Origin of the sequence: Paracoccus tibetensis (assembly GCF_900102505.1) — a bacterium.
In the GTDB taxonomy this organism is placed as follows: Bacteria; Pseudomonadota; Alphaproteobacteria; order Rhodobacterales; family Rhodobacteraceae; genus Paracoccus; species Paracoccus tibetensis.
On the sequence record NZ_FMVT01000001.1, the window covers coordinates 14,930 to 39,714 of the forward strand.

Annotated in this window: 29 protein-coding genes and 1 pseudogene; 14 read left to right on the plus strand and 16 right to left on the minus strand. The window is 71.6% G+C overall.

Going from position 1 to position 24,785, the window contains the following annotated elements; translation table 11 throughout:
- Nucleotides 1-2 precede the first annotated feature (2 nt).
- The gene (iolB, locus tag BLP73_RS00080; protein ID WP_090739464.1) at nucleotides 3-800 is read left to right on the plus strand and encodes a 5-deoxy-glucuronate isomerase; all 798 of its coding nucleotides are present in this window, start codon (nucleotides 3-5) and stop codon (nucleotides 798-800) included.
- A 168-nt stretch (nucleotides 801-968) separates the two neighbouring features.
- Here the strand turns inward: iolB and BLP73_RS00085 are convergent, their stop codons facing one another.
- The 5 genes from BLP73_RS00085 to BLP73_RS00100 form a co-directional block, all read right to left on the minus strand.
- Nucleotides 969-1,346 carry an ABC transporter permease gene (locus BLP73_RS00085; protein WP_090739465.1) on the minus strand — a complete coding sequence of 126 codons (378 nt, stop codon included), beginning with the start codon at nucleotides 1,344-1,346 and terminating at the stop codon, nucleotides 969-971.
- A gap of 11 nt (nucleotides 1,347-1,357) precedes the next feature.
- Entirely contained in the window at nucleotides 1,358-2,728 is a 1,371-nt protein-coding gene (locus tag BLP73_RS00090; RefSeq protein WP_090739466.1) for an FAD/NAD(P)-binding protein, read from the minus strand.
- Between the two features lie 42 nt (nucleotides 2,729-2,770).
- On the minus strand, nucleotides 2,771-2,908 hold the full coding sequence (locus BLP73_RS19255; RefSeq protein WP_175453173.1) for a hypothetical protein: 138 nt from the start codon (nucleotides 2,906-2,908) through the stop codon (nucleotides 2,771-2,773).
- 28 nt (nucleotides 2,909-2,936) lie between these two features.
- Entirely contained in the window at nucleotides 2,937-3,527 is a 591-nt protein-coding gene (locus BLP73_RS00095; protein WP_090739467.1) for an RBBP9/YdeN family alpha/beta hydrolase, read from the minus strand.
- Nucleotides 3,528-3,611: 84 nt separating this feature from the next.
- On the minus strand, nucleotides 3,612-4,109 hold the full coding sequence (locus BLP73_RS00100; RefSeq protein ID WP_090739468.1) for an Lrp/AsnC family transcriptional regulator: 498 nt from the start codon (nucleotides 4,107-4,109) through the stop codon (nucleotides 3,612-3,614).
- Nucleotides 4,110-4,268: 159 nt separating this feature from the next.
- Between BLP73_RS00100 and BLP73_RS00105 the strand changes: the two genes are divergently transcribed.
- The 7 genes from BLP73_RS00105 (at nucleotide 4,269) to BLP73_RS00130 (ending at nucleotide 8,800) form a co-directional block, all read left to right on the plus strand.
- Nucleotides 4,269-4,721: an RrF2 family transcriptional regulator gene (locus BLP73_RS00105; protein WP_090739469.1), complete on the plus strand. Its 453-nt coding sequence runs from the start codon at nucleotides 4,269-4,271 to the stop codon at nucleotides 4,719-4,721.
- A 142-nt stretch (nucleotides 4,722-4,863) separates the two neighbouring features.
- A complete protein-coding gene (locus BLP73_RS00110) occupies nucleotides 4,864-5,088 on the plus strand; it encodes a hypothetical protein (RefSeq protein WP_090740008.1) in 225 nt (74 codons plus the stop codon).
- A 23-nt stretch (nucleotides 5,089-5,111) separates the two neighbouring features.
- Complete coding sequence (locus BLP73_RS19260; RefSeq protein WP_175453174.1) at nucleotides 5,112-5,264, plus strand: hypothetical protein; 153 nt, start codon at nucleotides 5,112-5,114, stop codon at nucleotides 5,262-5,264.
- 91 nt (nucleotides 5,265-5,355) lie between these two features.
- On the plus strand, nucleotides 5,356-6,333 hold the full coding sequence (locus BLP73_RS00115) for a sulfate ABC transporter substrate-binding protein (protein ID WP_090739470.1): 978 nt from the start codon (nucleotides 5,356-5,358) through the stop codon (nucleotides 6,331-6,333).
- 7 nt (nucleotides 6,334-6,340) lie between these two features.
- Entirely contained in the window at nucleotides 6,341-7,183 is an 843-nt protein-coding gene (cysT, locus tag BLP73_RS00120; protein ID WP_090739471.1) for a sulfate ABC transporter permease subunit CysT, read from the plus strand.
- On the plus strand, nucleotides 7,176-8,069 hold the full coding sequence (gene cysW, locus BLP73_RS00125) for a sulfate ABC transporter permease subunit CysW (protein WP_090739472.1): 894 nt from the start codon (nucleotides 7,176-7,178) through the stop codon (nucleotides 8,067-8,069). The genes cysT and cysW overlap by 8 nt, the downstream gene beginning before the upstream one ends.
- Nucleotides 8,070-8,080: 11 nt before the next feature.
- Nucleotides 8,081-8,800, plus strand: a complete 720-nt coding sequence (locus BLP73_RS00130) for a sulfate/molybdate ABC transporter ATP-binding protein (protein ID WP_090739473.1) — start codon at nucleotides 8,081-8,083, stop codon at nucleotides 8,798-8,800.
- Here the strand turns inward: BLP73_RS00130 and BLP73_RS00135 are convergent.
- From BLP73_RS00135 to BLP73_RS00140, 3 genes are read right to left on the minus strand one after another with little or no spacing between them, the layout of a single operon-like run.
- Nucleotides 8,787-10,481, minus strand: a complete 1,695-nt coding sequence (locus BLP73_RS00135) for a S8/S53 family peptidase (protein ID WP_090739474.1) — start codon at nucleotides 10,479-10,481, stop codon at nucleotides 8,787-8,789. The two genes, BLP73_RS00130 and BLP73_RS00135, sit on opposite strands and share 14 nt — an antisense overlap.
- On the minus strand, nucleotides 10,478-10,654 hold the full coding sequence (locus BLP73_RS18870; protein WP_175453175.1) for a hypothetical protein: 177 nt from the start codon (nucleotides 10,652-10,654) through the stop codon (nucleotides 10,478-10,480). The genes BLP73_RS00135 and BLP73_RS18870 overlap by 4 nt, the downstream gene beginning before the upstream one ends.
- Entirely contained in the window at nucleotides 10,645-11,691 is a 1,047-nt protein-coding gene (locus BLP73_RS00140) for a phosphatase PAP2 family protein (RefSeq protein ID WP_090739475.1), read from the minus strand. The genes BLP73_RS18870 and BLP73_RS00140 overlap by 10 nt, the downstream gene beginning before the upstream one ends.
- Before the next feature lie 91 nt (nucleotides 11,692-11,782).
- Between BLP73_RS00140 and BLP73_RS00145 the strand changes: the two genes are divergently transcribed.
- The 4 genes from BLP73_RS00145 to BLP73_RS00160 all read left to right on the plus strand — a co-directional run bounded on the left by BLP73_RS00145 (nucleotide 11,783) and on the right by BLP73_RS00160 (nucleotide 15,252).
- Nucleotides 11,783-13,270, plus strand: coding sequence for an AfsR/SARP family transcriptional regulator (locus BLP73_RS00145; RefSeq protein ID WP_090739476.1), 1,488 nt, complete (start codon nucleotides 11,783-11,785; stop codon nucleotides 13,268-13,270).
- 401 nt (nucleotides 13,271-13,671) lie between these two features.
- Nucleotides 13,672-14,349 carry a hypothetical protein gene (locus BLP73_RS00150; protein WP_090739477.1) on the plus strand — a complete coding sequence of 226 codons (678 nt, stop codon included), beginning with the start codon at nucleotides 13,672-13,674 and terminating at the stop codon, nucleotides 14,347-14,349.
- Nucleotides 14,350-14,393: 44 nt separating this feature from the next.
- Nucleotides 14,394-14,594 carry a hypothetical protein gene (locus BLP73_RS00155; RefSeq protein WP_090739478.1) on the plus strand — a complete coding sequence of 67 codons (201 nt, stop codon included), beginning with the start codon at nucleotides 14,394-14,396 and terminating at the stop codon, nucleotides 14,592-14,594.
- Nucleotides 14,595-14,625: 31 nt separating this feature from the next.
- Nucleotides 14,626-15,252 carry a LysE family translocator gene (locus BLP73_RS00160; RefSeq protein WP_090739479.1) on the plus strand — a complete coding sequence of 209 codons (627 nt, stop codon included), beginning with the start codon at nucleotides 14,626-14,628 and terminating at the stop codon, nucleotides 15,250-15,252.
- 37 nt (nucleotides 15,253-15,289) lie between these two features.
- Here the strand turns inward: BLP73_RS00160 and BLP73_RS00165 are convergent, their stop codons facing one another.
- The 6 genes from BLP73_RS00165 to BLP73_RS00190 all read right to left on the minus strand — a co-directional run bounded on the left by BLP73_RS00165 (nucleotide 15,290) and on the right by BLP73_RS00190 (nucleotide 21,195).
- Entirely contained in the window at nucleotides 15,290-17,314 is a 2,025-nt protein-coding gene (locus tag BLP73_RS00165) for a catalase (RefSeq protein WP_090739480.1), read from the minus strand.
- A gap of 144 nt (nucleotides 17,315-17,458) precedes the next feature.
- The gene (locus BLP73_RS00170) at nucleotides 17,459-17,875 is read right to left on the minus strand and encodes a response regulator (protein ID WP_245686480.1); all 417 of its coding nucleotides are present in this window, start codon (nucleotides 17,873-17,875) and stop codon (nucleotides 17,459-17,461) included.
- A gap of 93 nt (nucleotides 17,876-17,968) precedes the next feature.
- The gene (locus BLP73_RS00175; protein WP_175453176.1) at nucleotides 17,969-18,538 is read right to left on the minus strand and encodes an SAM-dependent methyltransferase; all 570 of its coding nucleotides are present in this window, start codon (nucleotides 18,536-18,538) and stop codon (nucleotides 17,969-17,971) included.
- Nucleotides 18,525-19,190, minus strand: coding sequence for a PIG-L deacetylase family protein (locus BLP73_RS00180; RefSeq protein WP_090739483.1), 666 nt, complete (start codon nucleotides 19,188-19,190; stop codon nucleotides 18,525-18,527). The genes BLP73_RS00175 and BLP73_RS00180 overlap by 14 nt, the downstream gene beginning before the upstream one ends.
- Entirely contained in the window at nucleotides 19,187-20,188 is a 1,002-nt protein-coding gene (locus BLP73_RS00185; RefSeq protein WP_090739484.1) for an acyl-CoA dehydrogenase family protein, read from the minus strand. Before BLP73_RS00185 ends, BLP73_RS00180 begins: the two co-directional genes overlap by 4 nt.
- Nucleotides 20,185-21,195: a glycosyltransferase family 2 protein gene (locus BLP73_RS00190; protein WP_139165850.1), complete on the minus strand. Its 1,011-nt coding sequence runs from the start codon at nucleotides 21,193-21,195 to the stop codon at nucleotides 20,185-20,187. Before BLP73_RS00190 ends, BLP73_RS00185 begins: the two co-directional genes overlap by 4 nt.
- A 131-nt stretch (nucleotides 21,196-21,326) precedes the next feature.
- Between BLP73_RS00190 and BLP73_RS00195 the strand changes: the two genes are divergently transcribed.
- Together BLP73_RS00195 and bluB are read left to right on the plus strand one after the other, a co-directional pair.
- The gene (locus tag BLP73_RS00195; RefSeq protein WP_090739486.1) at nucleotides 21,327-21,689 is read left to right on the plus strand and encodes a DUF4440 domain-containing protein; all 363 of its coding nucleotides are present in this window, start codon (nucleotides 21,327-21,329) and stop codon (nucleotides 21,687-21,689) included.
- An 83-nt stretch (nucleotides 21,690-21,772) separates the two neighbouring features.
- Nucleotides 21,773-22,396 (plus strand): 5,6-dimethylbenzimidazole synthase, encoded by a 624-nt coding sequence (gene bluB, locus BLP73_RS00200; protein WP_090739488.1) that lies wholly within the window; start codon nucleotides 21,773-21,775, stop codon nucleotides 22,394-22,396.
- On the opposite strand, the pseudogene nadC reads toward bluB, so the two are convergent.
- Together nadC and BLP73_RS00210 are read right to left on the minus strand one after the other, a co-directional pair.
- Nucleotides 22,393-23,237 (minus strand): annotated as a pseudogene (gene nadC, locus BLP73_RS00205) (carboxylating nicotinate-nucleotide diphosphorylase). The gene bluB and the pseudogene nadC sit on opposite strands and share 4 nt — an antisense overlap.
- Nucleotides 23,234-24,784, minus strand: coding sequence for an L-aspartate oxidase (locus tag BLP73_RS00210; protein ID WP_090739490.1), 1,551 nt, complete (start codon nucleotides 24,782-24,784; stop codon nucleotides 23,234-23,236). The pseudogene nadC and the gene BLP73_RS00210 overlap by 4 nt, the downstream one beginning before the upstream one ends.
- Nucleotide 24,785: the final 1 nt, after the last annotated feature.

Below are 24,785 nucleotides of genomic sequence, written 5' to 3' on the forward strand. Positions count from 1 at the left end.
GCATGGCACATCTTCTGCGCAGACCCTTCGGCGCCCATGGCGAGGTGCACCGCATCACCCCGGCCGATGCCGGCTGGCGCTATGTCGGCTTCTCGCTCCATCGCCTCCGCGCCGGCGATCGCGCGGCCGAGGCGACGGGCGGACGCGAGGCGATCCTGGTGATGGTCGAAGGGAAGGCGCAGATCTGCGCCGCCGGGCAGGACTGGGGCACCCTGGGCGACCGGATGGACGTCTTCCAGAAGACCCCGCCGCATTGCCTCTACGTCCCGGACGGGCAGGACTGGGCGGCCGAGGCGGTGACCGACTGCACCATCGCCGTCTGCTCGGCGCCGGGGCGCGGCGGGCACGAGGCGCGGCGGATCGGCCCGCACGGCATCACCCTGACGCAGCGTGGCGAGGGCAGCAACACCCGCTGGATCAACAACATCGCGATGGAGGCCGAGGACTGGTGCGACAGCCTCCTCGTGACCGAGGTCTTCACCCCGGCGGGCAACTGGTCCTCCTATCCCAGCCACCGCCATGACGAGGACGACTTCCCCCGCATCACCTACCTCGAGGAGACCTATTACCACCGCCTGAACCCTGCAACGGGCTGGGCGGTCCAGCGGGTCTATACCGACGACGGCAGCCTCGACGAGGTGATGGCGGTGCGCGATCACGACGTCGTTCTGGTGCCCCGCGGCCACCACCCCTGCGGCGCGCCGCACGGGATGGAGCTCTACTACCTCAACGTGATGGCCGGCCCCCGACGCGCCTGGAGGTTCGTCGCCGCGCCAGAGGTCGCGCATCTGATGAGCTAGCCCGTCCAGCGCAGCAAGCGACGTTGCCCGGCTACAGGATCGTGTAGCCAAGCGACTGCTTGGCACTGGCGGCGGAGCAACCGCAGGTGCGCGTCCTCATCCGCCCGAGGTGGGTGAAAAACCGGGAGCAGGGCATGACTGCCGCAGCCGCCGATGCGCCCGACGGATTCAGTCCTGACGCAGCGACTCCAGCGGCGACTTCTTTGAGGCTTGCCAGGCCGGGTAGATGCCGAAGGTAAGCCCGACGAGGCAGGAGAGGGCGAAAGCCAGAACCAGCGGCTCGGGCGTCACCTCGATCCGCATGCCAATGCGGCTATGCGCGATGACGGCGGCGGCCAGTCCGGATGCGGCGCCTGCGAGGCCGCCGGCGAGCAGCAGGCCCGCGTCCGGAAAGATCCGCTCGGCCACCGGGTCGCCGATCATCACCACGCGGGCCGAGGCGGCCACATCCTTGGCCACGATCTGCCGCAGCAAGGCCAGCTGCCAGTTCAGCACGAAGAAGAAGAGGCGATTTGAGCGGGTGCTGTCGGCCTCGTCGGCTCGCACCTGGACGACGTCTACTCCACCAGTCTCGCTGCAAGTTCCTCGGCCAGCATCTTAGCCTGCTGCCGGATGTCCGGGATTGCGGTGATTTCCCAGAAGGCGGCGCGGGAGGCGGGGCCGATGGCGCGGATGGTGGGGTCGGGGTGGCCGGATGCGTCGATGAGGGCGCAGTCTGGGGCGATGTCGAGGCCGAGGCGGAGGGGATCGATCCGTGCAGCGCCTCGGGCCAGGAGCGCGGCGATGAGGGGCGTGGCGTTCTCGGCCGGATCGCGGCGGATGCCGCGGCAGTCGATGATTCGCGCGGCCTCAAGGCCGAGCGTGCGCGCCGTGCCGCGGGGGCGCCAGTCGGCGGTCAGGATCGCGCCCTCGCGGCGGGCGCCGAGGAAGCTGCCGGACAGGAGGCGCATGCGGCCGGCGCGGATCGCGGCGTGGATGGGCGCGGCGCTTTCAGGGGGCAGGCGGTGGCGGTGGACTTCCCACCAGGGGGCGGCGTGGCGCAGGAAGCGGGCGCGCTCGGCCGCGTCCATGGCGCGCCAGAGGGCGGTGAGGTGCGGGCGCAGCCCGTCCACCGCGTCGCGCCATGTCCCGCCCTGCGCCTCGGCCCGGGCGGCGAGGCCGCGCAGCCAGGACATCACGAAGCTGACCGGCGCGCCCAAGGGAACTTCGGCCCGGCTGATCTCCAGCGGCGTGCCCGGCGCATGGACGCGGGGCAACTGGCCGCGGCGCGAGATGGCGACGATCTCGCCCCTGTGGCCGGCATTCAGCAGCGTCACCGCCTGATCGACCATCGACAGCCCCGAGCCGATGATGACGACGCGCCCCGCCGGCGGCGGCGGCGGCGCGGCCTGCCAGGCGCCTAGGACCAGCCCCTCGGGGTCCGGCTCGGGGACGGCATGGCCGGTCGCCAGCACCGCGCGGTCGGCCGGGATCACCCGGCCGTCGTCCAGATGCGCCGCGACCTCTCGGGCGGTATGGGTCAGATCGAGGCAGGTCGCGCGGATGCAGTGCAGCCGCCCGTCCGCGGACAGGGGCGCCAGCAGCTCGGTCATGTAGGCGCCATAGGTGCCGCGGCTGACGAAGCCCGTCGGGTCCGCCGCCTCGCCGCGCGCGGCCAGCCAGCGCAGGAAGTGGCTGGGATCGTCCGGAAAGGCGCTCATGTTGCCGGCGCGGGTGTTCAGGAGGTGCCCGGGATCGGCGGTCGAATAGGCGATGCCGCAGCCCAGCATGTGCCGGCCCTCGATCACGGTGACGCGCAGGCCCGCGCCCGGATCGCGCAGCAGATGCGCGGCCAGCAGGACGCCGCTGGCGCCCCCGCCGATGATGAGGACATGGGGCAGATGGGCGATGCGCGGCGCGGGTGCGGGCGGGAACGTCTCGATCTTCATGGCATCCTCCTAAGGGCGGCGGGATCAGGGGGGGCGGCGGGATCAGAGGGCGGTGGCGAAGACGGCCATCCAGAGCGCGAGGTTGACGGCGATGGCGGCGGGGACGATCACCTCGCGCCGGCCGGGGGCGGGGCGCTGGTGCAGGCGGCGCAGATGGGCCTCGGTGGTCGGGTCGAACATGGCGGGCTCCTTTCGGGCTGCGATGGCGTCAGGCGGTGCGGGCGCCCCTGAGACGGGTGATCCAGGAGGGGCGGGCGGTCCGGGCAATCAGCTCATCGCGCAGCGCCTTGCCGCGGGGCCAGGGGCCGAAGCCCGAAGCGACGTTGATGTGGCCGGCATGGCCGAGATCGTAGAGCTCGGCGCCCCAGCCCGAGGCGACCTCGCGGGCCTGCTCGAAGCCCATCCACGGATCGTTGCGGCTGGCGACCACGGTGGCGGGAATGTCGAAGCGGCCGCGGGGCAGGGCGCCGAAGGGACGCGTGCGCGCCGAGATCAGCGGATCGGCCGGCGCGACCAGCAGCGCCCCGCGCACCGGCAGGTCCGGCCAGCGCGTCAGCAGATGGGCGATGGTGACGGCGCCGAGCGAGTGGCCGACGAGGATGCAGCCGGGGTGGCGCAGCACCTGGCTGGCCAGCATCGCCTGCCACAGCTCGCGGACGGGCCGGGCGGGATCGCCCGTCTCCAGCAGGATGGCGTCGGGATCGGTCCCCGCCCACCAGTCCTGCCAGTGGGGCGCGGGCGAGCCGTCGAGGCCGGGGACGATGATCGTCTTGGGCTGCGTCTTGGTGGTCCAGCTCATGGCGCTCTCCTTTATCTCGCATAACACTACAATGATGGTCGTGTATTTGGGTTCCAAAGATCACGCCCAGAAGGGAACAGGGTTCTACCGGTCGCGGGTGTTGACGGGGTAGGCGGTGGTGTGGCGCAGCCGCTCCATCGCGAACTGCGAGGTGACGTTCTTGATCGCCACCGCATCGGTCAGCGCGCGGTAGAAGGCGTCATAGGCCGCCATGTCCGGCACGGCGACGCGGAGGAGGTAATCGACATCGCCGGCCATGCGCCAGGCCTCCATCACCTGCGGCAGGCCGGTCAGCGCCTTGGCGAAGGCGTCGCGCCACTCGGCGGAATGATCCGGCGCCTCGATGCCCACGAAGACCGTCAGCCCGAAGCCCAGCTTGGCCGGATCGGCCAGCGCCACGCGCCGCTGGATCACACCCGCGGCCTCCAGCTTCTGGATGCGCTTCCAGCAGGGGGTCTGCGACAGGCCGACCTTCTCGGCGATCTGGGCGATGGGCGTGGTCGCATCCGCCATCAGCGCCGCCACGATCTTGCGGTCGATCAGGTCCAGCGCGAAGGCGGTGCGGGTCTCGTCCTGGGGCATGATCCTCTCCTCTTGCGCCCGAGGATGCCACGAATCATGTTAATGTCTAGCGCAATTGTCGTTATTCGACGAAAAGCCGCGGCACCCGGTCGTCTTTTCTGGCGCTTTCCGGCATATGCCCCTATGATTGCAAGGGAAGATGACGCGGAGCGGCCGGGCATGATCACGCAGAAAATGAAGTATGCCCTCAAGGCCCTGCTCGTTCTTGGCGACGAGGCCGCCCGCCCGCGCCCCGAGGCCCTGACCATCGAGGAGATCGCCCGCCGCTCGGGTGCGCCCAAGCGCTTTCTCGAGCAGATCCTGCTCGAGATCCGCAATGCCGGCATCGTCGCCTCGATCCGGGGCCGGGCAGGGGGCTACATGCTGATCAAGAAGGCCGAGGACATCTCGATCTCGGAGCTTCTGCGCCTGATCGACGGGCCCATCGCGCCGCTGCCCTGCCTCTCGCGCCGGGCCTATCAGCGCTGCGAGGATTGCACCGACGAGGCCACCTGCCGCCTGCGCAAGGTCTTCGCCGAGGTCTTCTGGTCCTACCTGATCCTGATCGAGAGCCTGACCCTGGCCGACATGCTGGGCAGCGACGAGATCGCGGGCGAGCTGACCGGCGCCTAAGGGCGCGCCTGCGCCGGAGAATGATCTTCTCCAAACACGACTAAATCAGCCGATTTATTTCTCTTGCTAAAGACGACCTTCCCTGTCGTTAATTGTGCTCATGAAGCGGCACCTGCCGCGCCCCGAGCAAGAGGATCCAGCGATGCCCCTGCGACAATCCCCTGCCGCCCGTGCCTCTGCCGCCCGTGCGCCGCTCTGCGCCATCACCCTGATCGACCGCCGCACCGGCCGGCCGCACCGCGTCAACGGCGCTGCGCTCGTCGCGCTCAGCCGCGATCCCGACGGTGCCGCGGCCGAGCTTCTGGCCGGCCGCGACCCCCGCATCTGGAGCGCTCGCGTCCAGCCGCTGCCCGGCGCCACGCGCTGACCACCACCACTCACGGAGCCCACATGAAGATCATCGCCATCCTCACCGGCCTCCGCGCCCCGGCCCCAACCTTGGCTCCGGCCCCGGCCATGGTCCCCGCCCATGCCATGCCGGGATCGCGCCCGCCCGCATCCGGCATCCGCCCGACCGGCCGCCTCGCCCCGATGGGCATCTAGGCCGCCCCGTCACCGTCACCCGGACATCTGCGGGGGCAGCGCCCCGATCCTCCCCCGCCCCTCACAAGCCGCCCCTCACAAGGACCCGCCCATGTTCCTCCGCCCCGCCGCCCTCGCCCTGATCCTGCTGGCCCCCGCCGCCCAGGCCCAGAGCCTGCTGAACGTCAGCTACGACCCCACGCGCGAGCTTTATCGCGAGTTCAACGAGGCCTTCGCCGCCCATTGGGAGGCGCAGGGCAACCCGGCCCCCACGATCGAGACCAGCCATGGCGGCTCGGGCGCACAGGCGCGGGCGGTGATCGACGGGCTGAACGCGCAGGTCGTCACGCTGGCTTTGGCCGGCGACATCGACCGCATCGCCGAGGATACCGGCAAGCTGCCCGCCGACTGGCAGTCGAAGCTGCCGCACAATTCCAGCCCCTATACCTCGACCATCGTCTTCCTCGTGCGCGACGGGAACCCCAAGGGCATCCAGGACTGGGGCGATCTGGTGAACGAGGGCGTCGAGGTCATCACGCCGAACCCCAAGACCAGCGGAGGGGCGCGCTGGAACTACCTCGCGGCCTGGGCCTGGGCCGAGAAGAACGGCCGCGACCCGCAGGAGTTCGTCGGCCAGCTCTTCGCCAATGTCCCGGTGCTGGACACCGGCGCGCGCGGCTCGACCACGACCTTCGCGCAGCGCGGCATCGGCGACGTGCTCTTGGCCTGGGAGAACGAGGCCTATCTGGCGCTGGAGGAGCTGGGCGAGGACCAGTTCGACATCGTGGTGCCCAGCCTCTCGATCCTGGCCGAGCCGCCGGTCGCGCTGGTCGAGGGCAACATCGCCGATGACGCGCAGCGCGCCTTGGCCGAGGCCTATCTGAACTATCTCTACACGCCCGAGGGGCAGGCGCTGGCCTTCAAGCACTTCTACCGGGCATGGGACGACAGCGCGGCCGATCCCGAGGACGTCGCCCGCTTCCCCGAGCTGGAGCTGGTCTCCATCGACGATCTTGGCGGATGGGCCACGCTGCAGCCCGAGCACTTCGGCGATGGCGGGATCTTCGACCAGATCTACGTGGCACGGTGACACGCTGATGGCCACCCGCGCCCCTCTCATCCAGCGCACGGCGATCCCCGGTCTCGGCCTTTCGGCCGGGATCACGCTGTTCATGCTGTCGCTCGTCGTCATCCTGCCCATCGGCGCGCTGCTGGCCAAGGGCGCCAGCTTCGGCGCCGCCGGCATCTGGGAGGTGGTGAACCGCCCCCGCACATGGGCCGCGCTGTGGCTGTCCTTCCGCCTGTCCTTCCTGGCGGCGCTCTTCAACCTCGTCTTCGGGGTGATCCTTGCGTGGGTGCTGGTGCGCTACCGCTTCCCCGGCAAGCGCATCATCGACGCGGCGGTGGACCTGCCCTTCGCCCTGCCGACGGCGGTGGCCGGCATCGCCCTGACCGCGCTCTACGCCCCGAACGGCGTTCTCGGCAGCCTCGCCGGCGAGATCGGCTGGAAGATCGCCTATACCCAGTGGGGCATCTGGCTGGCGCTGGTCTTCGTAGGCCTGCCCTTCGTCACCCGCACCGTCCAGCCGGTGATCGAGGAGATCGAGTCCGAGGTCGAGGAAGCCAGCGCCACGCTCGGCGCCAGCCGCGCCCACACGATGCGCCACGTCATCCTGCCGATGCTGATGCCGGCCGCGCTGACGGGCTTCGCCCTCTCGCTGGCCCGCGCGGTCGGGGAATACGGCTCGGTCATCTTCATCGCCGGCAACATTCCCCTCAGGACCGAGATCGCGCCGCTGCTGATCGTGATCCAGCTCGAGGAATACAACTACAACGCCGCCGCCGCGATCGGCATCGCCATGCTGGTCATCAGCTTCGCGATGCTCTTGGCGATCAACCTCATCCAGATCTGGTCTCGCCGGAGGATCGGTCATGTCTGACGCCGCCCTGAACCTCCACCGCACGGCCCATCCGGGCAAGCGCCGCTTCCGCTCGGCCACCGAGGAAAGCGCGCCTGCCCGCATTGCCCTGATCCTGATCGCCGTCGGCGGGCTTCTCCTGCTGGTCGGCGCGCCGCTGGTCGCCGTCTTCGCCGAGGCGCTGGTGCGGGGCTGGGGCGCGGCCGTCCAAAGCCTGCAAAGCCGCGACGCGCAGGCCGCAATCCGGCTGACGCTGCTGATCACCGCCATCGCGGTGCCGATGAACGCGATCTTCGGCATCGCGGCGGCCTGGTTCATCACCAAGTTCGACTTCCGCGGCAAGGCCTTCCTCATCACCCTGATCGACCTGCCGTTCAGCGTCAGCCCGGTGGTCGCCGGCCTCTGCATCGTGCTGCTGTTCGGGGCGAACTCGGCCATGGGGGCCTGGCTGGTCGCGAACGGCTTTCCCATCGTCTTCGCCGTGCCCGGCATCGTGCTGGCCACCGTCTTCGTGACCTTCCCCTTCGTCGCGCGCGAGCTGATCCCCGTGATGATCGAGCAGGGCCGCTCCGAGGAAGAGGCCGCGCTGACCCTCGGCGCCTCGGGCTGGCGGGTGTTCCGCACGGTGACGCTGCCGAACATCCGGTGGGCGCTGCTTTACGGCACGCTCCTCTGCACCGCCCGCGCGATGGGCGAGTTCGGCGCCGTCGCCGTCGTGTCCGGCAAGATCCGCGGCCAGACCGCGACCATGCCGATCACCATCGAGATGTTCTACAACGAATATCTCTCGGTCGCGGCCTTCTCGATGGCCGCGCTCCTGACGGGCTTCGCCCTCCTGACCCTGATGCTGAAAACCGTGCTGGAGCTGCGTCACGCCGACCAGCTCGCCGCCACCCGCCGCCATTGAGGAGCCCCTCCATGCATATCGACATCGACGAGATCGCCAAGGAGTTCGGTGCCACTACCGCGCTGCATCCCGTGTCCCTCGCCATCCCCTCGGGGGCGCTGGTCGCGCTGCTGGGGCCCTCGGGCTCGGGCAAGACGACGCTCCTGCGCATCCTCGGGGGCCTCGAGTTCCCGACCTCGGGCCGGGTGCTCTTCAACGGCCAGGACGCGACCGGCATGACCGTGCAGGAACGGCGGGCGGGCCTCGTGTTCCAAAGCTACGCGCTCTTCCGGCACATGACGGTCTTCGAGAACATCGCCTACGGCCTCAGGGCGCGCCCCCGCGCCGCGCGCCCCAACAAGGCCGAGATCGACCGCCGCGTCCTGAAGCTGCTGGACCTTATCCAGCTGCCCCATATCGGCGATCGCTACCCCACCCAGCTCTCGGGCGGTCAGCGCCAGCGCGTGGCGCTGGCCCGCGCCCTTGCCATCGAGCCGCGCATGCTGCTCTTGGACGAGCCGTTCGGCGCCCTCGACGCCAAGGTGCGCAAGGAACTGCGCCAAGGCCTGCGCGACATCCACGACGAGACCGGCCTGACCACCGTCTTCGTCACCCACGACCAGGAAGAGGCGATGGAGCTGGCCGATCTGGTCGTCGTCATGTCCATGGGCCGCATCGAGCAGATCGGCAAGCCGCAGGACATCCGCGCAAAGCCCGCGACCGAGTTCGTGCGCGAGTTCATCGCCGCGTGACGTCCGCCCGACCTGGGTCCAGGGGAAAGCCGCAGCGCCAAGGCAGATCCGGCAGGCCCAGATCGGGCGGCGGCGTTGCGGCGGCGAGCAGGTTGACGACATCGGCGCGGCTTCTCGCATCCGCGCCGTCCGCCAGGGCCTCCGCCAGCCAGCGCGTCGCCTGTGGGGCCGAAAGGCTCGTGCCGCTCAGGCGCTGGCACGCGGCGGGCGCGATGCCGGGCAGGGTCATGCCGAAGACGTTGCTGCTTGCATCGGCCGGCGCGGTGATGTCGCCCCCGTCGCCATTCGAAAGAAGCCCGGTATAGGCGCTGAGCCGTCCCGGCGGCCATGCGAGCGTCGCGCCGACGCGGATCTGCTGCGCGCCCCGTGCGTGAAGGCTGGCGGTGCCGTTCCGGCGGATGGGGCCGAGGGGCGGGCTGTCGCGCTCGGGCCAGCGCCCCGACGCAGTGCGCGGGGCGTGGTCGGCATGGACGAACGAGGATTGCAGGCCCTGCCCGCGAAAGCCCGAAAGCCGGTCGTCGCGGTGGATGAAGAGGTCGCAGCCCGAGGCACCTGCCTCGGTCAGGTGCAGCTTCCAGAGGCCGGGCGGCGCGGCCTTGCCGGCCTCCGGCAGCGTCGGCGGCACGATGACCGTCAGGCAGGCCCGCCCCGCGTCGCCGCCCCGGCGCTGAAGGACGACCCGCGCCAGCCGGGCGCCCCGGCCGTCCTCGACCACGCCCTGACCCGTCTGGTCCAGCGGCACGGCGATTTGCCTTCCGTCGGGCGTGGAAAGGGCAAGGCGCGGCGCGGGCTCTCCGGCCGCCCCCCAGATCTCGAGCGCGTTCAGGGTCGGATCGGCGGGCGGGATGCGCCAGCCGATGCTGCCGCCTTGCTGCAGCTTCGCCCGCAGCCGGGCCTGCCGGCTGTTGCCGGTCGGTACGACGAAGAAGATCGGCCCCAGCTCCCACTTCCTGATCTTCGTGACCGCGTCCTGCAGGCGCGACAGCAGCGCGCTTCCGTCATCCGCCCCCGCCGTCACGCCGAGCGAGAGGTTCACGACCAGCGGCGGTGCCACCTTACGGCCCGCCACCCTGGACATCTCGCGGGCAAGCGCGCGGGCGCGGGCGATGACGAAGACCACGGCCGCCTGGATGAAAAGGCCCGACAGGCTGCCCGTCGTCTCGGCCAGCACGCTTCTGGGCAGCGAGACGGCCAGCATGGGGAAGTCGCGCCCGCGCCCCTGTCGCGGATCATGCCCCGCCGCCAGCGCCGCGACCGCCGCGCCGTGGCTGGCGGCATGGGCCATCTGGAAGACGCCGCCCGGCTGCATCAGCCCGCAGGCGCGATAGGCGGCATCGGGATCGCCCGCCCGCCGCAGCGCGTCGATCTGCGGGCCGCGCAGTTCCCGGCCAAAGGCGATGTCGGCGCGGCGCTCGGCCCGCGCGGCCTCCATCAGCCAGATCGAGGCGACGCGGCTGTGGCCTTCGGACGTCGTGAAGAGGGGATGCGCGAAGGGGATGGCGTAATCTATGACCGCGACGATGGCGGCCTGGCCCGCATCTGGCGGATGGGCCGCGGGGTCGAGGAATGGCCCCTCTTCCGCCACCGGCGCGCCCTTCACCGCCAGTGCCTGCGCGGGCAGCAGCGCCGGGATGCTGTCGAGGATCGCGGTGAACAGCTCGAGGGATTGCTTGATGATCATGGGTTGAACGCCGCGTCGATCAGCGCCTGCAGCGCCTCAAGCCGGGCCGCGCGTTCGGGGTCCCCCACGGCAAGCTGCATGCCCTTCACGAGGTCATCCACCAGCGGCCAGTCGTCGTCCCGCGTCAGATGAGCTTGCGGGGCGGGCTGCCAGATGAGCGGCGTCAGCCCCATCGCCCCTCCCATTCGTCATGCGCGGCGGACCAGGTCGCGGCGAGAAGCGGCGCCTTCTCGGCGGCGCCGCCTTCGGCATGGGTCAGGCAGTTCTGCGCCTCCCATGCGGCCCAGAACGCCGGCAGGTGGAAGTCGCGCGAGCCTGCGGCCGCATCCTCGCCCCACTGCGCCCCGTCGAAGGTGATGTCGGGCGCCGTGCCGCCGGTCGCCCGCGCGACCAGCCAGCGGGCGGCGGCCAGTCCGAGCGCCGCCCCCGCCGCGCTGTCCGACGGGAAGTGCAGCCCCGCCACCGTCCGGTTCGTCGCGATCCGCGCCGCCGCGCGGTCCAGCTGGCTGCCAAGGGCGGGCGAGGCGGCGCCGCTGAGGGCCGCGAGCACGCCCGCAAGCGCGAAGGCCTGCGTCGCGTGCCCGCTCGGGAAGGTTGAATGGCCGGGGCAAGGGATGATCGGCTGGATGTCGGGCGACAGCACATGCGGGCGCGGCAGCGCGAAGCCCAGCTTCGCGCGCTGGACGAGCACCGTCGCCAGATCCAGCGCGGCCGAGGCCAGAAGCAGGGTGCAGGGCGTCCAGCGCGGCGCGATGGGCAGGATCGACGAGAAGAAGGGCAGGACCTGATCGGTCTGGCAGAGGATCTCGGCCATGCGCTCGGCGCGCAGATCGGCATAGCCGGCGACCAGCTGCACCTCGTCCTGCAAGCGCTCCGCGTCCGGCGGCGCGATCCTGACCAGCCGCCCGCCTGGCGCCTCGATCACCAGCGCCTCGGCCGTGGCCGCGATCCGCAGCCCCTCGGTCGCTTCGGACAGAAGCGCGGCGACCGCGAAATGCGGCTCGATCCGCCGCAGCCGCGCGGCAAGGTCCGCCTGCGGTGCGCCGGGCGCGGTGACGGCGACCTCGGTCATGGGGGCCAGCGCCTCGCGCGCCACCAGCAGGGCCTGGGCCATCATGGCGCTGACGCCGCCCGCGCCCTCGGCCTGGGCATTCTGCGCGTTCTGGGCATTTTGCGCGTTCTGCGCATTTTGGGCGTTCGAGAAGGACATCGGATCTTCCCTCTGCACGGGCGCGTTCCACGCCTCGATTCGCGTGAGCTATGGTAACATGCGCGCGAGCATTCATCAGGAGCCTTCGGTGATGCGCCATCGGCTGCGGCTCATGGGCCCGGTCAACCTCGTCACTGCCGAGGGCAGGGACGTGACGCCGCGTGGCCGCAAGGCGCGCGGGATGCTGGCGCTTCTGGGCACCGCGCCCGGCCTGCGCATGGCGCGCGCGCAGCTTCAGGACCGGCTGTGGAGCCTCAGCCCGCCGGTCCAGAGTTCGGCCAGCCTGCGCCAGGCCCTGCGCGAGCTGCGCCAGGCGCTGGAGGGCGCGCTGGTCGGCGGCGACGGGTGGGTGGGGCTGGATCCCGCGGCGGTCGAGGTGGACCTGCGGCCGCGCGCCGGGCTTGCGGGGCAGGTGGCCGAGTTCGCCCAGGGCCTCGAGATCGACGATCCCGAATTCGAGGACTGGCTGCGCGACATGCGCCTCGCGCTCGAGGACCGCGTGCCGGTGCCGGAGCTTGCCGCGCTGGTCCTCTGCGAGCCGCGGGGCGAGGGGGCGCAGGCCCGGATGCTGGCCGAGATCGTGCTGCAGGAGGCCGCGGCCCGCGCCGCCCCGCTGATCCCCGCCCGGATCATCCGTGCGCCCGACGGCGGCGAGGGGCTGCTGGTCGAGAGCTGGTGCCTTGGCGGGCAGGGCGAGCGGGCGCTGATGATGACGGCGCTGCGCGATCTCGGGACGGGGGCGCAGCTCTGGGCGCAGAGCGATGCGCTTGCGCCCGGCCTGCCCGACATGCGGCGGCTCGGCAGCGTCCTGGCGGCGGCGATGATCCAGGCGGCGCGCCAGAGCGGGGCGGGCGGCGGGCTGCGCTATCCGGTCCCCGATCTCTTCACCTTCTCGCGCCGCCGCCTGCTGGCCGCGGACCGCAGGTTGCAGCAGGCCGAGGGCGCGGTGCCCCGCGCGCTGCAGGCCTTCCTGCGCTACACGCTGATCATCGAGCGGCAGGGCGCCGACCCCCGCAGCCTCGCCGACGAGGCCGAGGCCTTCTGCCGCCAGTCCCTCGAGGCCGCGCCGACCGATCCCATCGTGCTATCGACCTTTGCCCTGTTGAAGTCCTTGCGCGGCGAGGTGGCGGCGGCGCTGGACCTGGCGCGGCTGGCCTGCCGCCTGTCGCCGGGCCATGACATGTCGCATCTGGCGCTGTCGCAGGCGCTGAACGATGCCGGCCGCGACCGGGATGCGCTGATGACCATCGTCAAAGCCGATGCCGGGCCGATGGCGATGCTGGGCCAGCCCAGCTGGCGGCTGCGCCTGATGGTGGCGCAGCTGCGCCTTGGGCGCCTTGCCGAGGCCGAGGCCGCGGCGGCCGCGGCCCTCGCCCATGCGCCGGAATGCCGCCCGGCGCTGCGCGCGCTGGCCGCCCTGCGCTTTCACCGCGGCGACGAGGCCGGCGCGGCCGATGCGCTGGCCGCCCTGCGCCGCGCCGAGCCCGATTTCAGCCTCGCCCTGATGGCCAGTCCCGACTACCCGGTGCTGACGCTGCGGCGCATGGGGCTTCTGGGCGTCACCCGCTCGGGCCTCTGAGGTTTTCACGCCGCTCTCACGCCGCTTTCACGCCGGCATGGCACAACTTGATTCGCGGACCGGATGATAACCGGGCCGCGAAGGCGAAGAACGACCCGGTGATCGGCCACAGTTGCTCCTGATGTGCGCGACCGGGTGCGCGGCCTTCGATCGACGGCGTGCGGGACGGTGCATCTTGCGTGGTGGTTGACGGTTTTTCCGGTCGGCACCGACCCGCCGCCTTTGGTTCGGCCCGCAACCGCGCTTCCGCCGCCGCAGCCCATGGCAGAGGGCCGCCGGCGGAAGCGGCCGGGTCTCTCGCCCTCATTCCCAAGCGTCCCCGTCGCCGGCGCCCTGCCGGCGGCGCCCCCCCCCGATGCCAAAGGCGAGCCGCCTGCGCGCGGCCAACACGGGAGAGCGACATGAGCGAAGAGACAATCATTGCCCCCGACCTGCGCCCGGCGCGACGCCGCGCCCTGCCCGAAGGGCTGGTGCGGCGGATGCAGGGGCCGGGCGGCTACTACAACATCGGCAACATCCTGGCCTTCACCGTCTCGGCGGCGCTGGCCATCCGCGCAGGCCAAGGCGCCGAGGCGCCGGGCGGCTTGCTGCCGGCGATCCGCGAGTTCCTGATCGGCAGCCCGTCGGCCACCGCGATCTCGGTCGCGATGCTGATCTTCTTCGTTAGCGGCGAGGCCTATTTCCGCGCCTGGCGGCAGCCGGGCGGGCCGTCGATCGGGGCGATCCGCCTTGGCGACGGGCTGTCGGCGGTGGCGGCAATCTTTCTGTGCGTCTCGCTGGTGCTGATCGGGAACGCCGCCCTCGGGATCGCATCGACGCTGCTGCTCCTCGGCGGAAAGCTCGGCAGCGCCCTGCGCCCGGACGCCAGCCTGATCCTGCGGCTCGGGGGCCTGCCGGCCTTTGATCCGTTCCGCCTCGCCGTCGTCGCCAGCCGGCTGCCGGCCCTGATCGGGGTCGGTGCGGGCCTTCTGGCGGGCGACGCCCCGGCCGCGGTCCTCACGCAGCAGGCCACCTTGCTGGTCTGCTACGCGCTGTGGCTGCGCGCCGACCTGATGCTGTCTCGCCTGCGCGCCGCCTGACGCGCCGGCCCCCTTCTTTCCCCTTCATGACAAGGAGACGCGCCGTGCTGGAACTTCTCATCATCGCCTGCCTGCAGGATCAATGCCGCGAGTTCTCGAAGCTCTACGATCCCGCCGAGGTGTCGCTGCTGACCTGCATGATGTCGGGCCAGTCCGAGGTCGCCCGCTGGCAGGCCGCTTATCCCGAGTGGCAGGTCGACCGCTGGAGCTGCGGCGAGCGGTCCACCCGCGCCGCGCGGCTCTAGCCACCCGTGCGTGCTGTCCGGAGGCCGCGCCATGCAGCTTCTCACCTATGCCCTCGCGCTCGGGCTGGTCGCGGCCGCGCCCGGCCCGGTCGTCGCGATCCTGATGGCGCGGGCGCTGTCGGGACACCGGCGCGGCGCCGCATGTTTCGCGGGCGGCGTGATCCTGGGCAAGCTCGCGACGCTGGCCGCGGTGACCAGCGGCCTCGTGCTCTGGCTGGGGCTTCCGGGCGCGCCGCTGCTGGCGGCCAAGATCATCTTCGTCGGATACCTCGTCACGGTGGTGCTGCAGATGTGGAACACCGCCCCGATCCCGGTGACGGCAGAGCGGCATCCGCGCCGCAGTGCCTCGGAGGCCGGGGATGTCGCGGCGGGTTTTGCCGCGGGCGTGGCCAGTCCGCTGAGCCTTCTCTTCTTCGTGACGCTGCTGCCCGCCGGCCTTCACGGCGGGAACGGCGGCTGGCCCACCATCCTCGGCGCGGCCGCGGTGACGGCGGTCGCGCCCGGCCTCGTCTTCGGGGCCTATATCCTGCTGGCCTGCCGCCTGCAGCGGCTGCTGCGCCGGCCGCGCCACGTGCGACTTGTCCATCGCGCGATGGCCGTCCTGATCGGCGGCACGACCGCGGTTCTGCTGCTGGACCCGTTTTGGAAGGGCGCCTGACCCGGCGCCCCCCCGTGGTGCGTTACAACCGCGTGCGTTACCAGAGCGCCTCTTCCCGGTCGTAGTAGCGGCGCGAGGCGGCCTCGGCGAAGCCCGCCGCCTCGAGCGGCACCACGCCCGCGTCGCGCTTGACCCCCGCGGCGTCCAGAAGCGCGGCCGCCGTCTCGTCCGCGCCGATGGCCTTGCAATGGGCGAAGGCGTCCGAGACGAAGTCGATGGCGGGCTTGTAGCGGGCCAGCATGCCTGCGTCCTCGGCCGACATCGCCAGCGCGACGGCGTCGAAGAAGACCGAAGGCTGCCCGGCCAGCTGCTCGTCGGCCTTGCCGCGCTGCTTGTGGATCAGCACGGCCTTCGCGCCGGCCTCGTTCAACGCGGCAACGACCGCGGCCAGCCGGTCCTGATCGGGCGCGTCGCCGATGAGGATGCCGACCTTCCGGCCCTTCAGGCTGTAATGCGCCCGCTTGCCGATCGAGAGCGCGTCCGAGGGCTTCATCGTCACCGGCGCCTTTGCCGGCTCGGCCGCGTCCGGCAGGCTCTCGGCCAGCCCCTCGGCGACTTCCTCGGCGAGGTCCTCGTCGATCACGCGCAGATGCGACAGCACGCGGTCCACCACATGCGGCAGGGAAACCTTGGACAGCTCGAAGACCATCGCGTCGGCCATGTGGCGCTGCTCGACCTCGGTCTGGCTGCGGTAGAAGAGCCGCGCCTGGCTGTAGTGATCGGCAAAGCTTTCGGGCCGCACGCGCAGCTTCTCGCTTGGCTCGTTGCCGAGTTCGGTCATGTGCCGGTAGGTCGCAAAGCCCTTGTCCGAGGCGCGGGGTCCGGGATCCTCGCCCGCCTCGGCCAGGCTGTTCGGCTCGTAATTGGCGCGCCCCCGCGGCACGGCCATCTGCATCATCCCGTCGCGCTGGAAGTTGTGCATCGGGCATTTCGGCGCGTTCACCGGGATCTGGTGGAAGTTCGTCGTCCCGAGCCGCGACTTCTGCGTGTCTAGATAGCTGAAGAGGCGGCCCTGCAGCAGCGGGTCCTCGGTGAAGTCGATGCCGGGCACGACGTTCGAGGGCAGGAAGGCCACCTGCTCGGTCTCGGCGAAGAAGTTGTCGGGGTTGCGGTCCAGCACCATGCGGCCGACGATGCGGACGGGGATGTCCTCCTCGGGGATGAGCTTTGTCGCATCCAGCACGTCATAGGGCTGGGCGGCGGCCCATTCGGCGTCGAAGGTCTGGATGCCCAGCTCCCATTCGGGGAAGTCGCCCGAATCGATCGCCTCCCACAGGTCGCGGCGGTGGTAGTCGGGATCGGCGCCGGCGGTCTTCACCGCCTCGTTCCAGACCTGGCTTTGCAGGCCCAGCTTCGGCTTCCAGTGGAACTTGACGAAGGTCGAGCGGCCCTCGTCGTTGACAAGGCGGAAGGTGTGCACGCCAAAGCCCTCGATCATCCGCAGGCTGCGCGGGATCGTACGGTCCGACATGGTCCACATGATCATGTGCATGGATTCCGGCATCAGCGAGACGAAGTCCCAGAACGTGTCATGCGCGCTGGCGGCCTGCGGATAGCCGCGATCGGCCTCCATCTTCACGGCGTGGACCAGGTCGGGGAACTTCAGCGCGTCCTGGATGAAGAAGACGGGAATGTTGTTGCCAACGAGGTCCCAGTTGCCCTCGTCCGTGTAGAACTTGACCGCGAAGCCGCGCACGTCGCGCGGTGTGTCGACGCTGCCCGCCCCGCCGGCGACGGTCGAGAAGCGCACGAAGACCTCGGTCCGGCCCGCCTTGGCCAGCACCCCGGCGCGCGTCAACTCGGGGATCGGGTCGGTGCATTCGAAATAGCCATGCGCGCCCGAGCCGCGGGCGTGGACGATCCGCTCGGGAATGCGCTCGTGGTCGAAGTGGAAGATCTTCTCGCGCAGGACGAAGTCCTCCAGCAGCACCGGCCCGCGCGCGCCGGCCTTGAGGCTGTTCTGGTTGTCCGAGATGGGCACGCCGTGGTTGGTGGTCAGCGCCTCGCCGCCCCTCTGCTGCGTCTCTCCGCCCTGTCCCCGCCCGTGGCTGATGCTCGACATGTCGCTTGTCCTCTTGCTTGGCGCCCGGCGTCGTGCCCGCGCGACCTAGCCAAACCCCCTTCGTCCGCAGGCGTTCCGTGGCATCTTCATCCTGCGACCATCGGCGGGGCGGCCGCCCCCGCTGAGAAAGCAGGCGGTCCGCGGTCAGTCGGAGGACGCCTGCTCCCGCAGCGGGGTGGGCTGGCGGCCGTCGGGCAGCAGTCTGCGCAGGTGCTCGCGCACGACATCGGCGCTGAAGGGCTTGGTGATGAACTCGGCCTTCTCGGGCATGTCGCCGGGTTCGGGCGTGACCCCGCCCGAGGCGATGAGGATGCTGATCTCGGGCCAGTCGCGCGCGCAGCGATGGGCCAGATCGAAGCCGGTCAGATCGCTTGGCGGCATGTTGACGTCGCTGAAGAGCAGCCGGATGCTTTTACCGGACCGATCAAGGATGTCGAACGCCTGCTCGGGCGTGGCGGCCTCGAAACATCTGAAGCCGGCATCCTTCAGGATCGCGCGCGCGTCCATGCGGATGATCGGGTCGTCGTCCACCACAAGGGCATAGGGCGTGTATCGGTCCACGGCAGATCCTTTCAGGGTGTCACCGAAATGAATGACGTGCTTCATTCTCTTGTTCCGCCCGCGCCAACAAAAGTTAGGTCGCGCGGGGCGCTTTCAGCCCGAGCCGGTGCGGGGCGCGAACCGGTCGATGCGGAAGCCGGCGAAGCTCCGGGTCTCGGTCAACGGCAGGTGGCGCGCCAGCTCGGCCACGGCGGCGGTGCCGGTCAGCTCCTCATCCGTCGGCCCGGTCCAGTTGACCGCGACGACGGTGCCCGTGCCGGCCTGGGTGATCCATGCAGCGAGGCTCTCGATCTCGCTCGGGGTCAGGAAATACAGCACCTCGGACAGCAGGATCAGGTCGGGGCGGACGGGAGGAAGCTCCTGCGGCGCGGCGCCCAGAAGAACCTCGACATGATCCAGGCCGGCCACGGCCGTGCGCGCGGCGCGGACGGCCTTGGGGATGCAGTCCATCATCGTCAGCCGACGGCAGCGCGGTGCCAGACGGCGCGACAGCTCGCCAATGCCGCAGCCGATCTCCAGCGCATGCGCGAAGGGACCGGGGCCGACCGCCTCCAGCGTGCGGCGGTACTTCTCCGCCTCATAGGGGCTGGCGCGGTGATCCCAGGGATCGTCGCTGTCGTCATAGAGCCGGTTCAGATGGGCGATGACCTCAGGGCGCGGCAATGATGATCTCCGGATGCTCGAGGAAATGGGCCTGCCGCCAATCCTCCATCACGAACCCCGACGGGTCGTCGGCGATGAGGCGGGTCATCTGGCTGGCGTGGCAGGCGAGGGCGCGGGCCTTGGCGGCCCGGGCTTCGGGCGAGGCGCGCAGACGGCGGGCGCCCTCGGCCTGCCGGTCGCCGAAGCGGCCCCAGACCGGGTAGAAGGCCAGCGCCAGGTCCGGCCGCAGGGCCGCTTTCGCCATCCGGGCGACGCTCTCGTGGTCGCAATGGGGATCGCCCTCCCAGCTGGCCAGCACCAGCGCGCCCTGCGGGATCAGCGGGCCGATGTCCGCGGTCTCGTCCACCGCGCAGTCGGGATGGCCCAGCCAGTGCAGCGTCGCCCCGAGGGTGGCGGTCGCCGCCTCCATCTCGCGCCGGCGCAATGTTGTGAGGCGCGCGGGCGGGTGGCTGGCCGAGCCGGGATGCGAGCGGCTGCCATCCGTCACGCAGATGACCGAGGTCGCGACGCCCGCCGCCACCGCGTCGAAGACAAGGGCGCCGCAGCCGAGCGTCTCGTCGTCCGGATGCGGCGCGATCACCACCAGCGGCCGGCCCTGCAACAGCTCGGGCACGGACATCCAAGGCATCGGGGCGGCGAGGAACCCGCTCATCCGATCCACCGCGCGGCGCGGTCCGGATCGGCCATGATCCGCGCCATCGCGTCCAGGGCCAGCTGGTCCGGGTTCGCCTGCCGGATGTAGAAGCCAAGATCGCGGCGGATGCGCTCGGCAGGGTGCCCCGTGGCGAAGGAGGACGCGCCGAGCGCCTCGTCCATGCGGTTCAGCACCTCGACCGCGGCCTCGGCCGTCACAAGCCGGGCGAGGATCGAAGCCTCGGCCGCCTCGGGCCCGGCGCCCGGTGCCTCGACGGTTTCGGCCGCCTGCCACAGCCACAGCCGCGCCGTCTCGCAGGCGGTCACCATCCGCCGCAGCCGCATAGCCTGCAGGGGCGCGGCCTCGTGCCCGCGGCGGCGCAGCTGGGCGGCGGTGATGGCGGTCAGCCGCCGCATCGCGCCCAGTTGCACCGCGCCGTAGCGCCAGACGCCGCCCTGGAAATGCGGCTCGCGCAGGTAGTCGCCCGGCCCGCCGACGGCTTCGGCATCGGCCAGCGGGAGACCGTCCAGATCGCAGCGCCCCGAGGCGGTGGCCTTCATCCCCGCGACATGCCACTCGCCCGGGAACAGCCGCCCGGCCAGGCGCCGCCTGTCGATGAGGAAGAGCTGCAGACCTTCCTCGCGGCGCGCCGAGACGAGGACATGGTCCAGCACGTCCGCGCCGCTGGCAAACAGCTTCTGCCCGGCAAGCCTGTCGCCGTCCACTCGCACCGGGTCCGGGCCGTCGGCGCCCCAGATCCCGCCAAGGCCGGGGCGGGGGCTACCATAGAGGTCCAGCAGCTTGCGCGCGTTGACATGGCCCTCGAAGATGCGCCCGGCCGACAGGCTGGCCGCGCCGATGCCGGTCAGCGCCTCGAACAGATCAAGCGTGCTCAGCTCGACCTCCAACAGGCCGCCCGCACGAAGCGCGGCGGCGAGGGCTGCGCCCGGGGGGCCGTCCGCGCCGTCGCCCGGCGCCTCGGCCACCAGCCGGACGGCATGCGCGACGCGGCTCACGCGGCCACCGCGCCCTGGATCAGCGGGCGCACATCCGACAGCACGAAGGCCCGCAGATGCGGCAGGGTGGCCTCGAGGTCCGAGGCGCGCAGCCGCCTCCAGTCGCCCGACGCGGCCCGGCTTGGATAGGGATCGCCCCTGCCGGCCACGGCGTCATCCCAGAGGCGGCGGATCACCGGCAGCGGCAGCATCGCCTGGTCCACCAGCGGGTCCGGCTCGGCCAGGCGCCGGCGCAGCGTCTCGGCCATGCCGCCCTCGGCCCGGCCCCGCAGCCGCGCCGAGACGGTGACCATCATCTGCGGCACGTAGTCGATCCTCAGCCCGTTCTGCTCGGCCCGGTGGACGAGCGCGCGGTCCTCGCTGGAGCGGACGTCGGGCATCCCGCCGATCCTCAGGTAGCTGTCGGCGCGGATCGCCAGCGAGGCCCCGGCCTCGGTGTAATGGGGCTGGGCGGTGCGGCCACGGCCGCGCAGATGCTCGATCGCATGGCGCGTCTCGTGCAGCAGGCGGCTATAGGCGGTCTCGAGCTGCGCCACCCGGCGCGCGCAGGGCGTCAAGAGGGCGCGGCGCAGGTCCGCGCGGATGCGGCCGCAGACGACCTCGGCCCCGGCCTCTGCCGCGGCCAGGGCGCTGACGATCCAGTCGCGATGCGGCACGCCGTCCGCATCCGTGGTCATGATCAGCGCGCCGTCCCGCGTCGCCATGTCGCAGGCAAGCCGCCGGGCCAGACCCGCGGTCGGATCGGCAAGCTGCCGGCACGCGATCTCGACGCGCAGGGCCGGATAGGCGAAGGCCGCGGCGATGGCCGCGCTGTCATCCGTGCAGTTGTTCGCGAGGATCAGCACCGTGACCGGCACGGGGCTTGCAGCCGCAGCAACGGCCAGCGCGGCAAGCAGTTTCGGCAGGCGGAGCGCCTCGTTCCGCACGGGGACCGCGACGACGACCTCTCGGATGGCGGGGCAGGGGAGGGGGCGGCCGAGGATCGGCGGGTGGGTGACGGATGCCATGCTGCGCTCGTTGCTGACCGGGAAGAAGACGCAGCGCTGCGGCAATGGTTCCGGCGGGGGCAGGGGCACGGGCGGCGAGGGAACCGCATCAGCGGCTTTCGGTTGAGCAAGGCCAAGATGAGGACAGGCCAATGGATGATGATCGCGTGTGGAACTTCGAGACGGGTCTCTGGAAAGCCTCGGAAGAGCGCTATCACGAGCGCGTCGATCCGGAATGCATCATGGCCCTGAGCCATGCGCCCTACCTGTTCCAGGGCGAGGCGGCCGTCGAGGCCGTGACCGGCACGCCGGAATGGGACGAGGTCAGCTTCTCGAACCGCAGCATCTCGCGCCCGCAGGAGGGGCTGATCGTCGTCGGCTACGAGGTCGATGCCCACAAGGGCGACACGCGCTTCCGCGCGGCCTGCACCTCAGTCTACCGGCGGATCGAGCACGAGGAATGGACGGTCGTCCAGCACGCGCAGATCGCGCGCGACATGGCCGACGCGGGCTGAAGCCGGCCGCCTCTCGCCCCGCGACGGCTTGCATCGCGCCCGCCCGGCGCGGCATGGTCACCAGGGGGCGGCGGGAGGCAGGCATGGAGTTTCAGGCGGCGGATGTCGAGCGGCTGATCACGCTGCTGCGCTGGCGGCGCGATGTCCGCCATTTCCGGCCCGACCCCGTGCCCGAGCCGCTGATCGCGCGGCTCGAACAGGCGATGACCTTGGCGCCCTCGGTCGGCAATTCGCGCCCCTGGCGGGTCATCCGCGTCGAGGATGCGCGGCTGCGGGCCGACGTGCGCGACGACTTTCTGCGCTGCAACGAGGCCGCCGCCGCCGGATATGACAATGAGCGGCGCGACAGCTACCAGGCGTTGAAGCTGGCCGGCTTGGATCATGCGCCGGTGCAGCTGGCGATCTTCTGCGCGGCCGATCCCGCGCAGGGCCACGGGCTTGGCCGCCAGACGATGCCGGCGACGCTGGAGCAGTCGGTCAGCATGGCGGTCTTCGCGCTGTGGCTGGCGGCACGGGCGCAGAACCTGGGCGTGGGCATGGTCTCGATTCTCGATCCGGCGAGGATCGAGGCGCTTCTGGAAGTGCCCGAGGACTGGCATTTCGTCGCCTGGCTCTGCATCGGCTGGCCCGAGTTCCAGGACGACACGCCGCTGCTGCACCGCAGTGGCTGGCAGGAGAACGACGAGACCGCCTGGCTCACCCGCTAGAAGTCGAGCCCCAGGTCCAGCGTGCGGGCGGAATGGGTGAGCGCGCCGACCGAGATGTAGCCAACCCCGGTCGCCGCCACCTCGGCGATCCGCTCGAGCCGCATGTTTCCCGACGCTTCCAGCACCACCTGGCCCGCGGCCATGGACACCGCCTCGCGCAGGGTGCCGGTGTCCATGTTGTCCAGAAGCACCACGTCCGCGCCGCCCTCGTCCAGCACCTCGGCCAGCTGGTCCAGCCGGTCCACCTCGATCTCGACGCGCATCATGTGCGAGGCGCGCGCCTTGACCGCCTGCAGCACCGGGCGGATGCCCCCGGCGGCGGCGATGTGGTTGTCCTTGATCAGGATCGCGTCGGACAGCGAGACCCGGTGGCTGAAGCCGCCGCCATGCAGCACCGCCTGCTTTTCCACCAGCCGCAGACCGGGGTCGTCTTGCGCGTGCAGGTGATCCGCGCCGCGGTCCCCGCCGTCTGCGCGACGAAGGCTGCCGTCTGCGTGGCAATGCCTGACATGCGGCCGGCGAAGTTCAGGGCCACCCGCTCGGCCGAGAGGATCGCGGCGGCCTCGCCCTCGATCACCGCCAGCGTGTCGCCGGCGGCGAAGGCGCTGCCGTCGGGATGGGATACCTCGAGCCGCAAGCCGGGCTCGATCAGGCGGAAAGCGATCGCGGCGAGCTGCATCCCCGAGGCGACGCCCGGCTCGCGGGCGCGGATGCGGGCCGAGTAGCGGGTGCCGGCGGGGATGACGGTCCGCGTGGTGACATCGCCGTTGGTGCCGAGGTCCTCGACCAGCGCGGCGCGGACCAGGGGCTCCAGGATCATGTCGGGCAGGGGCGGGATCATGTCGGCTCCGGTTGGTGTGCGTCTGCCGCGCGCAGCAGCGCGGCCTCGGTCAGGGTCATGCGGCTGCGGGCCGCTTCGGGCGATGTCGCGGGATGGTCGGTGCGGGCATGGGCGCCGCGGCTTTCGCGGCGGGCGAGGGCGGCGGCGCAGATCAGCGTGGCGGTGGCGGTCATGTTCAGGAGTTGCGGCTGACCGGCCGCCTCGGCCTCGACGTCCGCGATCTCGCGCAGCGCGCGGGACAGGCCGGAGGCGTCGCGCAGCACGCCGGCGCCGGCCGTCATCGCGCGGCGCAGGCGGACGATCAGCGCCGGATCGGGCAGCGGCACCGCAGTGGGCCGGGGCAGGTTGACCGGCGCAGCATCCCCCGCCGCCGTCTCGGCCGCGATGGACAGCGCGGCGCGGCGGGCGAAGACCAGCGCCTCGAGAAGCCCGTTGGACGCCAGCCGGTTCGCGCCGTGAAGCCCCGTCGAGGCCGCCTCGCCGCAGGCCCAGAGGCCGGGCAGGCTGGCACGCCCCTCGCGGTCGGTCGCGATCCCGCCCATGTGGTAATGCGCGGCGGCCGCGACCGGGATCGGCTGGCGCGCCGGGTCGATGCCCGCGCGGGCGCAGGCTGCGGCGACGGCGGGAAAGCGCGTCGTGAGGTCGGGCACCATCCGGCAATCCAGCGCGGGGGCGCGGCCCGCCTGCGTCTCGGCATAGACAGCGCGGGCCACGATGTCGCGCGGGGCCAGCTCGGCATCGGAATGCAGGTCCCGCATGAAGCGGCGGCCGGCGGCGTCGATCAGCCGCGCGCCCTCGCCCCGCAGCGCCTCGGTCGCCAGAGGGGCGGGGTCCGCGCCGCTGGCGATGGCGGTCGGGTGGAACTGGACGAACTCGGCATCCGCGATCACCGCGCCGGCGCGGGCGGCCATGCCGACGGCCTCGCCCCGGATGCGCGGCGGGTTGGTCGTCACCGCAAAGAGCCCCCCGGACCCGCCGCCCGCGATCAGGACGGCAGGCGCGGCCAGCGCGATCTCGGCCGAGCCTGCCGCGCGCGCCAGCCGCAGGCCGCTGACCCGCCCCGCGTCGCGACACAGCCCCGTCGCCACCCACCCCTCGAGCACCTGCACCGAGGGAGCGGCGCGCACGGCCGCGACGAGGGCGCGCATGATCTCGGCCCCGGCCTGATCGCCTTTGACCCGGACCACGCGGGCGAAGCTGTGCGCCGCCTCGCGCGAGAGGACGAAGCCGCCCGACGCATCGCGGTCGAAGGGCGCGCCGAGCCGCATCAGCTCGAGGATATGGGCCCGCGCCTCCTCGGTCACCAGCGCGGCGATGGCGGGATCGACGGTGCCGGCGCCGGCGCGGATCGTGTCGGCGGCATGGCAGCCGGCGCTGTCGGGCGCGGCCATCGCGGCGGCGACGCCCCCCTGCGCCCAGGCCGAGCTGGCGCCCTGGCCCAAGGGATCGGGCGAAATCATCAGCACCGGCCGCGGCACCAGCACCAGCGCGGCATAGAGCGCTCCGAGGCCCGCGCCGACGATGACCACGCGCCCCGTCTCGGTCACC

What these genes read in the sequence shown, in the direction of transcription:
- iolB (WP_090739464.1), top strand. Translation starts at nt 3, where the DNA reads ATGGCACATCTTCTGCGCAGACCCTTCGGCGCCCATGGCGAGGTGCAC.
- BLP73_RS00090 (WP_090739466.1), bottom strand. Translation starts at nt 2,728, where the DNA reads ATGAAGATCGAGACGTTCCCGCCCGCACCCGCGCCGCGCATCGCCCAT.
- BLP73_RS19255 (WP_175453173.1), bottom strand. Translation starts at nt 2,908, where the DNA reads ATGTTCGACCCGACCACCGAGGCCCATCTGCGCCGCCTGCACCAGCGC.
- BLP73_RS00095 (WP_090739467.1), bottom strand. Translation starts at nt 3,527, where the DNA reads ATGAGCTGGACCACCAAGACGCAGCCCAAGACGATCATCGTCCCCGGC.
- BLP73_RS00100 (WP_090739468.1), bottom strand. Translation starts at nt 4,109, where the DNA reads ATGCCCCAGGACGAGACCCGCACCGCCTTCGCGCTGGACCTGATCGAC.
- BLP73_RS00105 (WP_090739469.1), top strand. Translation starts at nt 4,269, where the DNA reads ATGATCACGCAGAAAATGAAGTATGCCCTCAAGGCCCTGCTCGTTCTT.
- BLP73_RS00110 (WP_090740008.1), top strand. Translation starts at nt 4,864, where the DNA reads ATGCCCCTGCGACAATCCCCTGCCGCCCGTGCCTCTGCCGCCCGTGCG.
- BLP73_RS19260 (WP_175453174.1), top strand. Translation starts at nt 5,112, where the DNA reads ATGAAGATCATCGCCATCCTCACCGGCCTCCGCGCCCCGGCCCCAACC.
- BLP73_RS00115 (WP_090739470.1), top strand. Translation starts at nt 5,356, where the DNA reads ATGTTCCTCCGCCCCGCCGCCCTCGCCCTGATCCTGCTGGCCCCCGCC.
- cysT (WP_090739471.1), top strand. Translation starts at nt 6,341, where the DNA reads ATGGCCACCCGCGCCCCTCTCATCCAGCGCACGGCGATCCCCGGTCTC.
- cysW (WP_090739472.1), top strand. Translation starts at nt 7,176, where the DNA reads ATGTCTGACGCCGCCCTGAACCTCCACCGCACGGCCCATCCGGGCAAG.
- BLP73_RS00130 (WP_090739473.1), top strand. Translation starts at nt 8,081, where the DNA reads ATGCATATCGACATCGACGAGATCGCCAAGGAGTTCGGTGCCACTACC.
- BLP73_RS00135 (WP_090739474.1), bottom strand. Translation starts at nt 10,481, where the DNA reads ATGATCATCAAGCAATCCCTCGAGCTGTTCACCGCGATCCTCGACAGC.
- BLP73_RS18870 (WP_175453175.1), bottom strand. Translation starts at nt 10,654, where the DNA reads ATGGGGCTGACGCCGCTCATCTGGCAGCCCGCCCCGCAAGCTCATCTG.
- BLP73_RS00140 (WP_090739475.1), bottom strand. Translation starts at nt 11,691, where the DNA reads ATGTCCTTCTCGAACGCCCAAAATGCGCAGAACGCGCAAAATGCCCAG.
- BLP73_RS00145 (WP_090739476.1), top strand. Translation starts at nt 11,783, where the DNA reads ATGCGCCATCGGCTGCGGCTCATGGGCCCGGTCAACCTCGTCACTGCC.
- BLP73_RS00150 (WP_090739477.1), top strand. Translation starts at nt 13,672, where the DNA reads ATGAGCGAAGAGACAATCATTGCCCCCGACCTGCGCCCGGCGCGACGC.
- BLP73_RS00160 (WP_090739479.1), top strand. Translation starts at nt 14,626, where the DNA reads ATGCAGCTTCTCACCTATGCCCTCGCGCTCGGGCTGGTCGCGGCCGCG.
- BLP73_RS00165 (WP_090739480.1), bottom strand. Translation starts at nt 17,314, where the DNA reads ATGTCGAGCATCAGCCACGGGCGGGGACAGGGCGGAGAGACGCAGCAG.
- BLP73_RS00180 (WP_090739483.1), bottom strand. Translation starts at nt 19,190, where the DNA reads ATGAGCGGGTTCCTCGCCGCCCCGATGCCTTGGATGTCCGTGCCCGAG.
- BLP73_RS00190 (WP_139165850.1), bottom strand. Translation starts at nt 21,195, where the DNA reads ATGGCATCCGTCACCCACCCGCCGATCCTCGGCCGCCCCCTCCCCTGC.
- BLP73_RS00195 (WP_090739486.1), top strand. Translation starts at nt 21,327, where the DNA reads ATGGATGATGATCGCGTGTGGAACTTCGAGACGGGTCTCTGGAAAGCC.
- bluB (WP_090739488.1), top strand. Translation starts at nt 21,773, where the DNA reads ATGGAGTTTCAGGCGGCGGATGTCGAGCGGCTGATCACGCTGCTGCGC.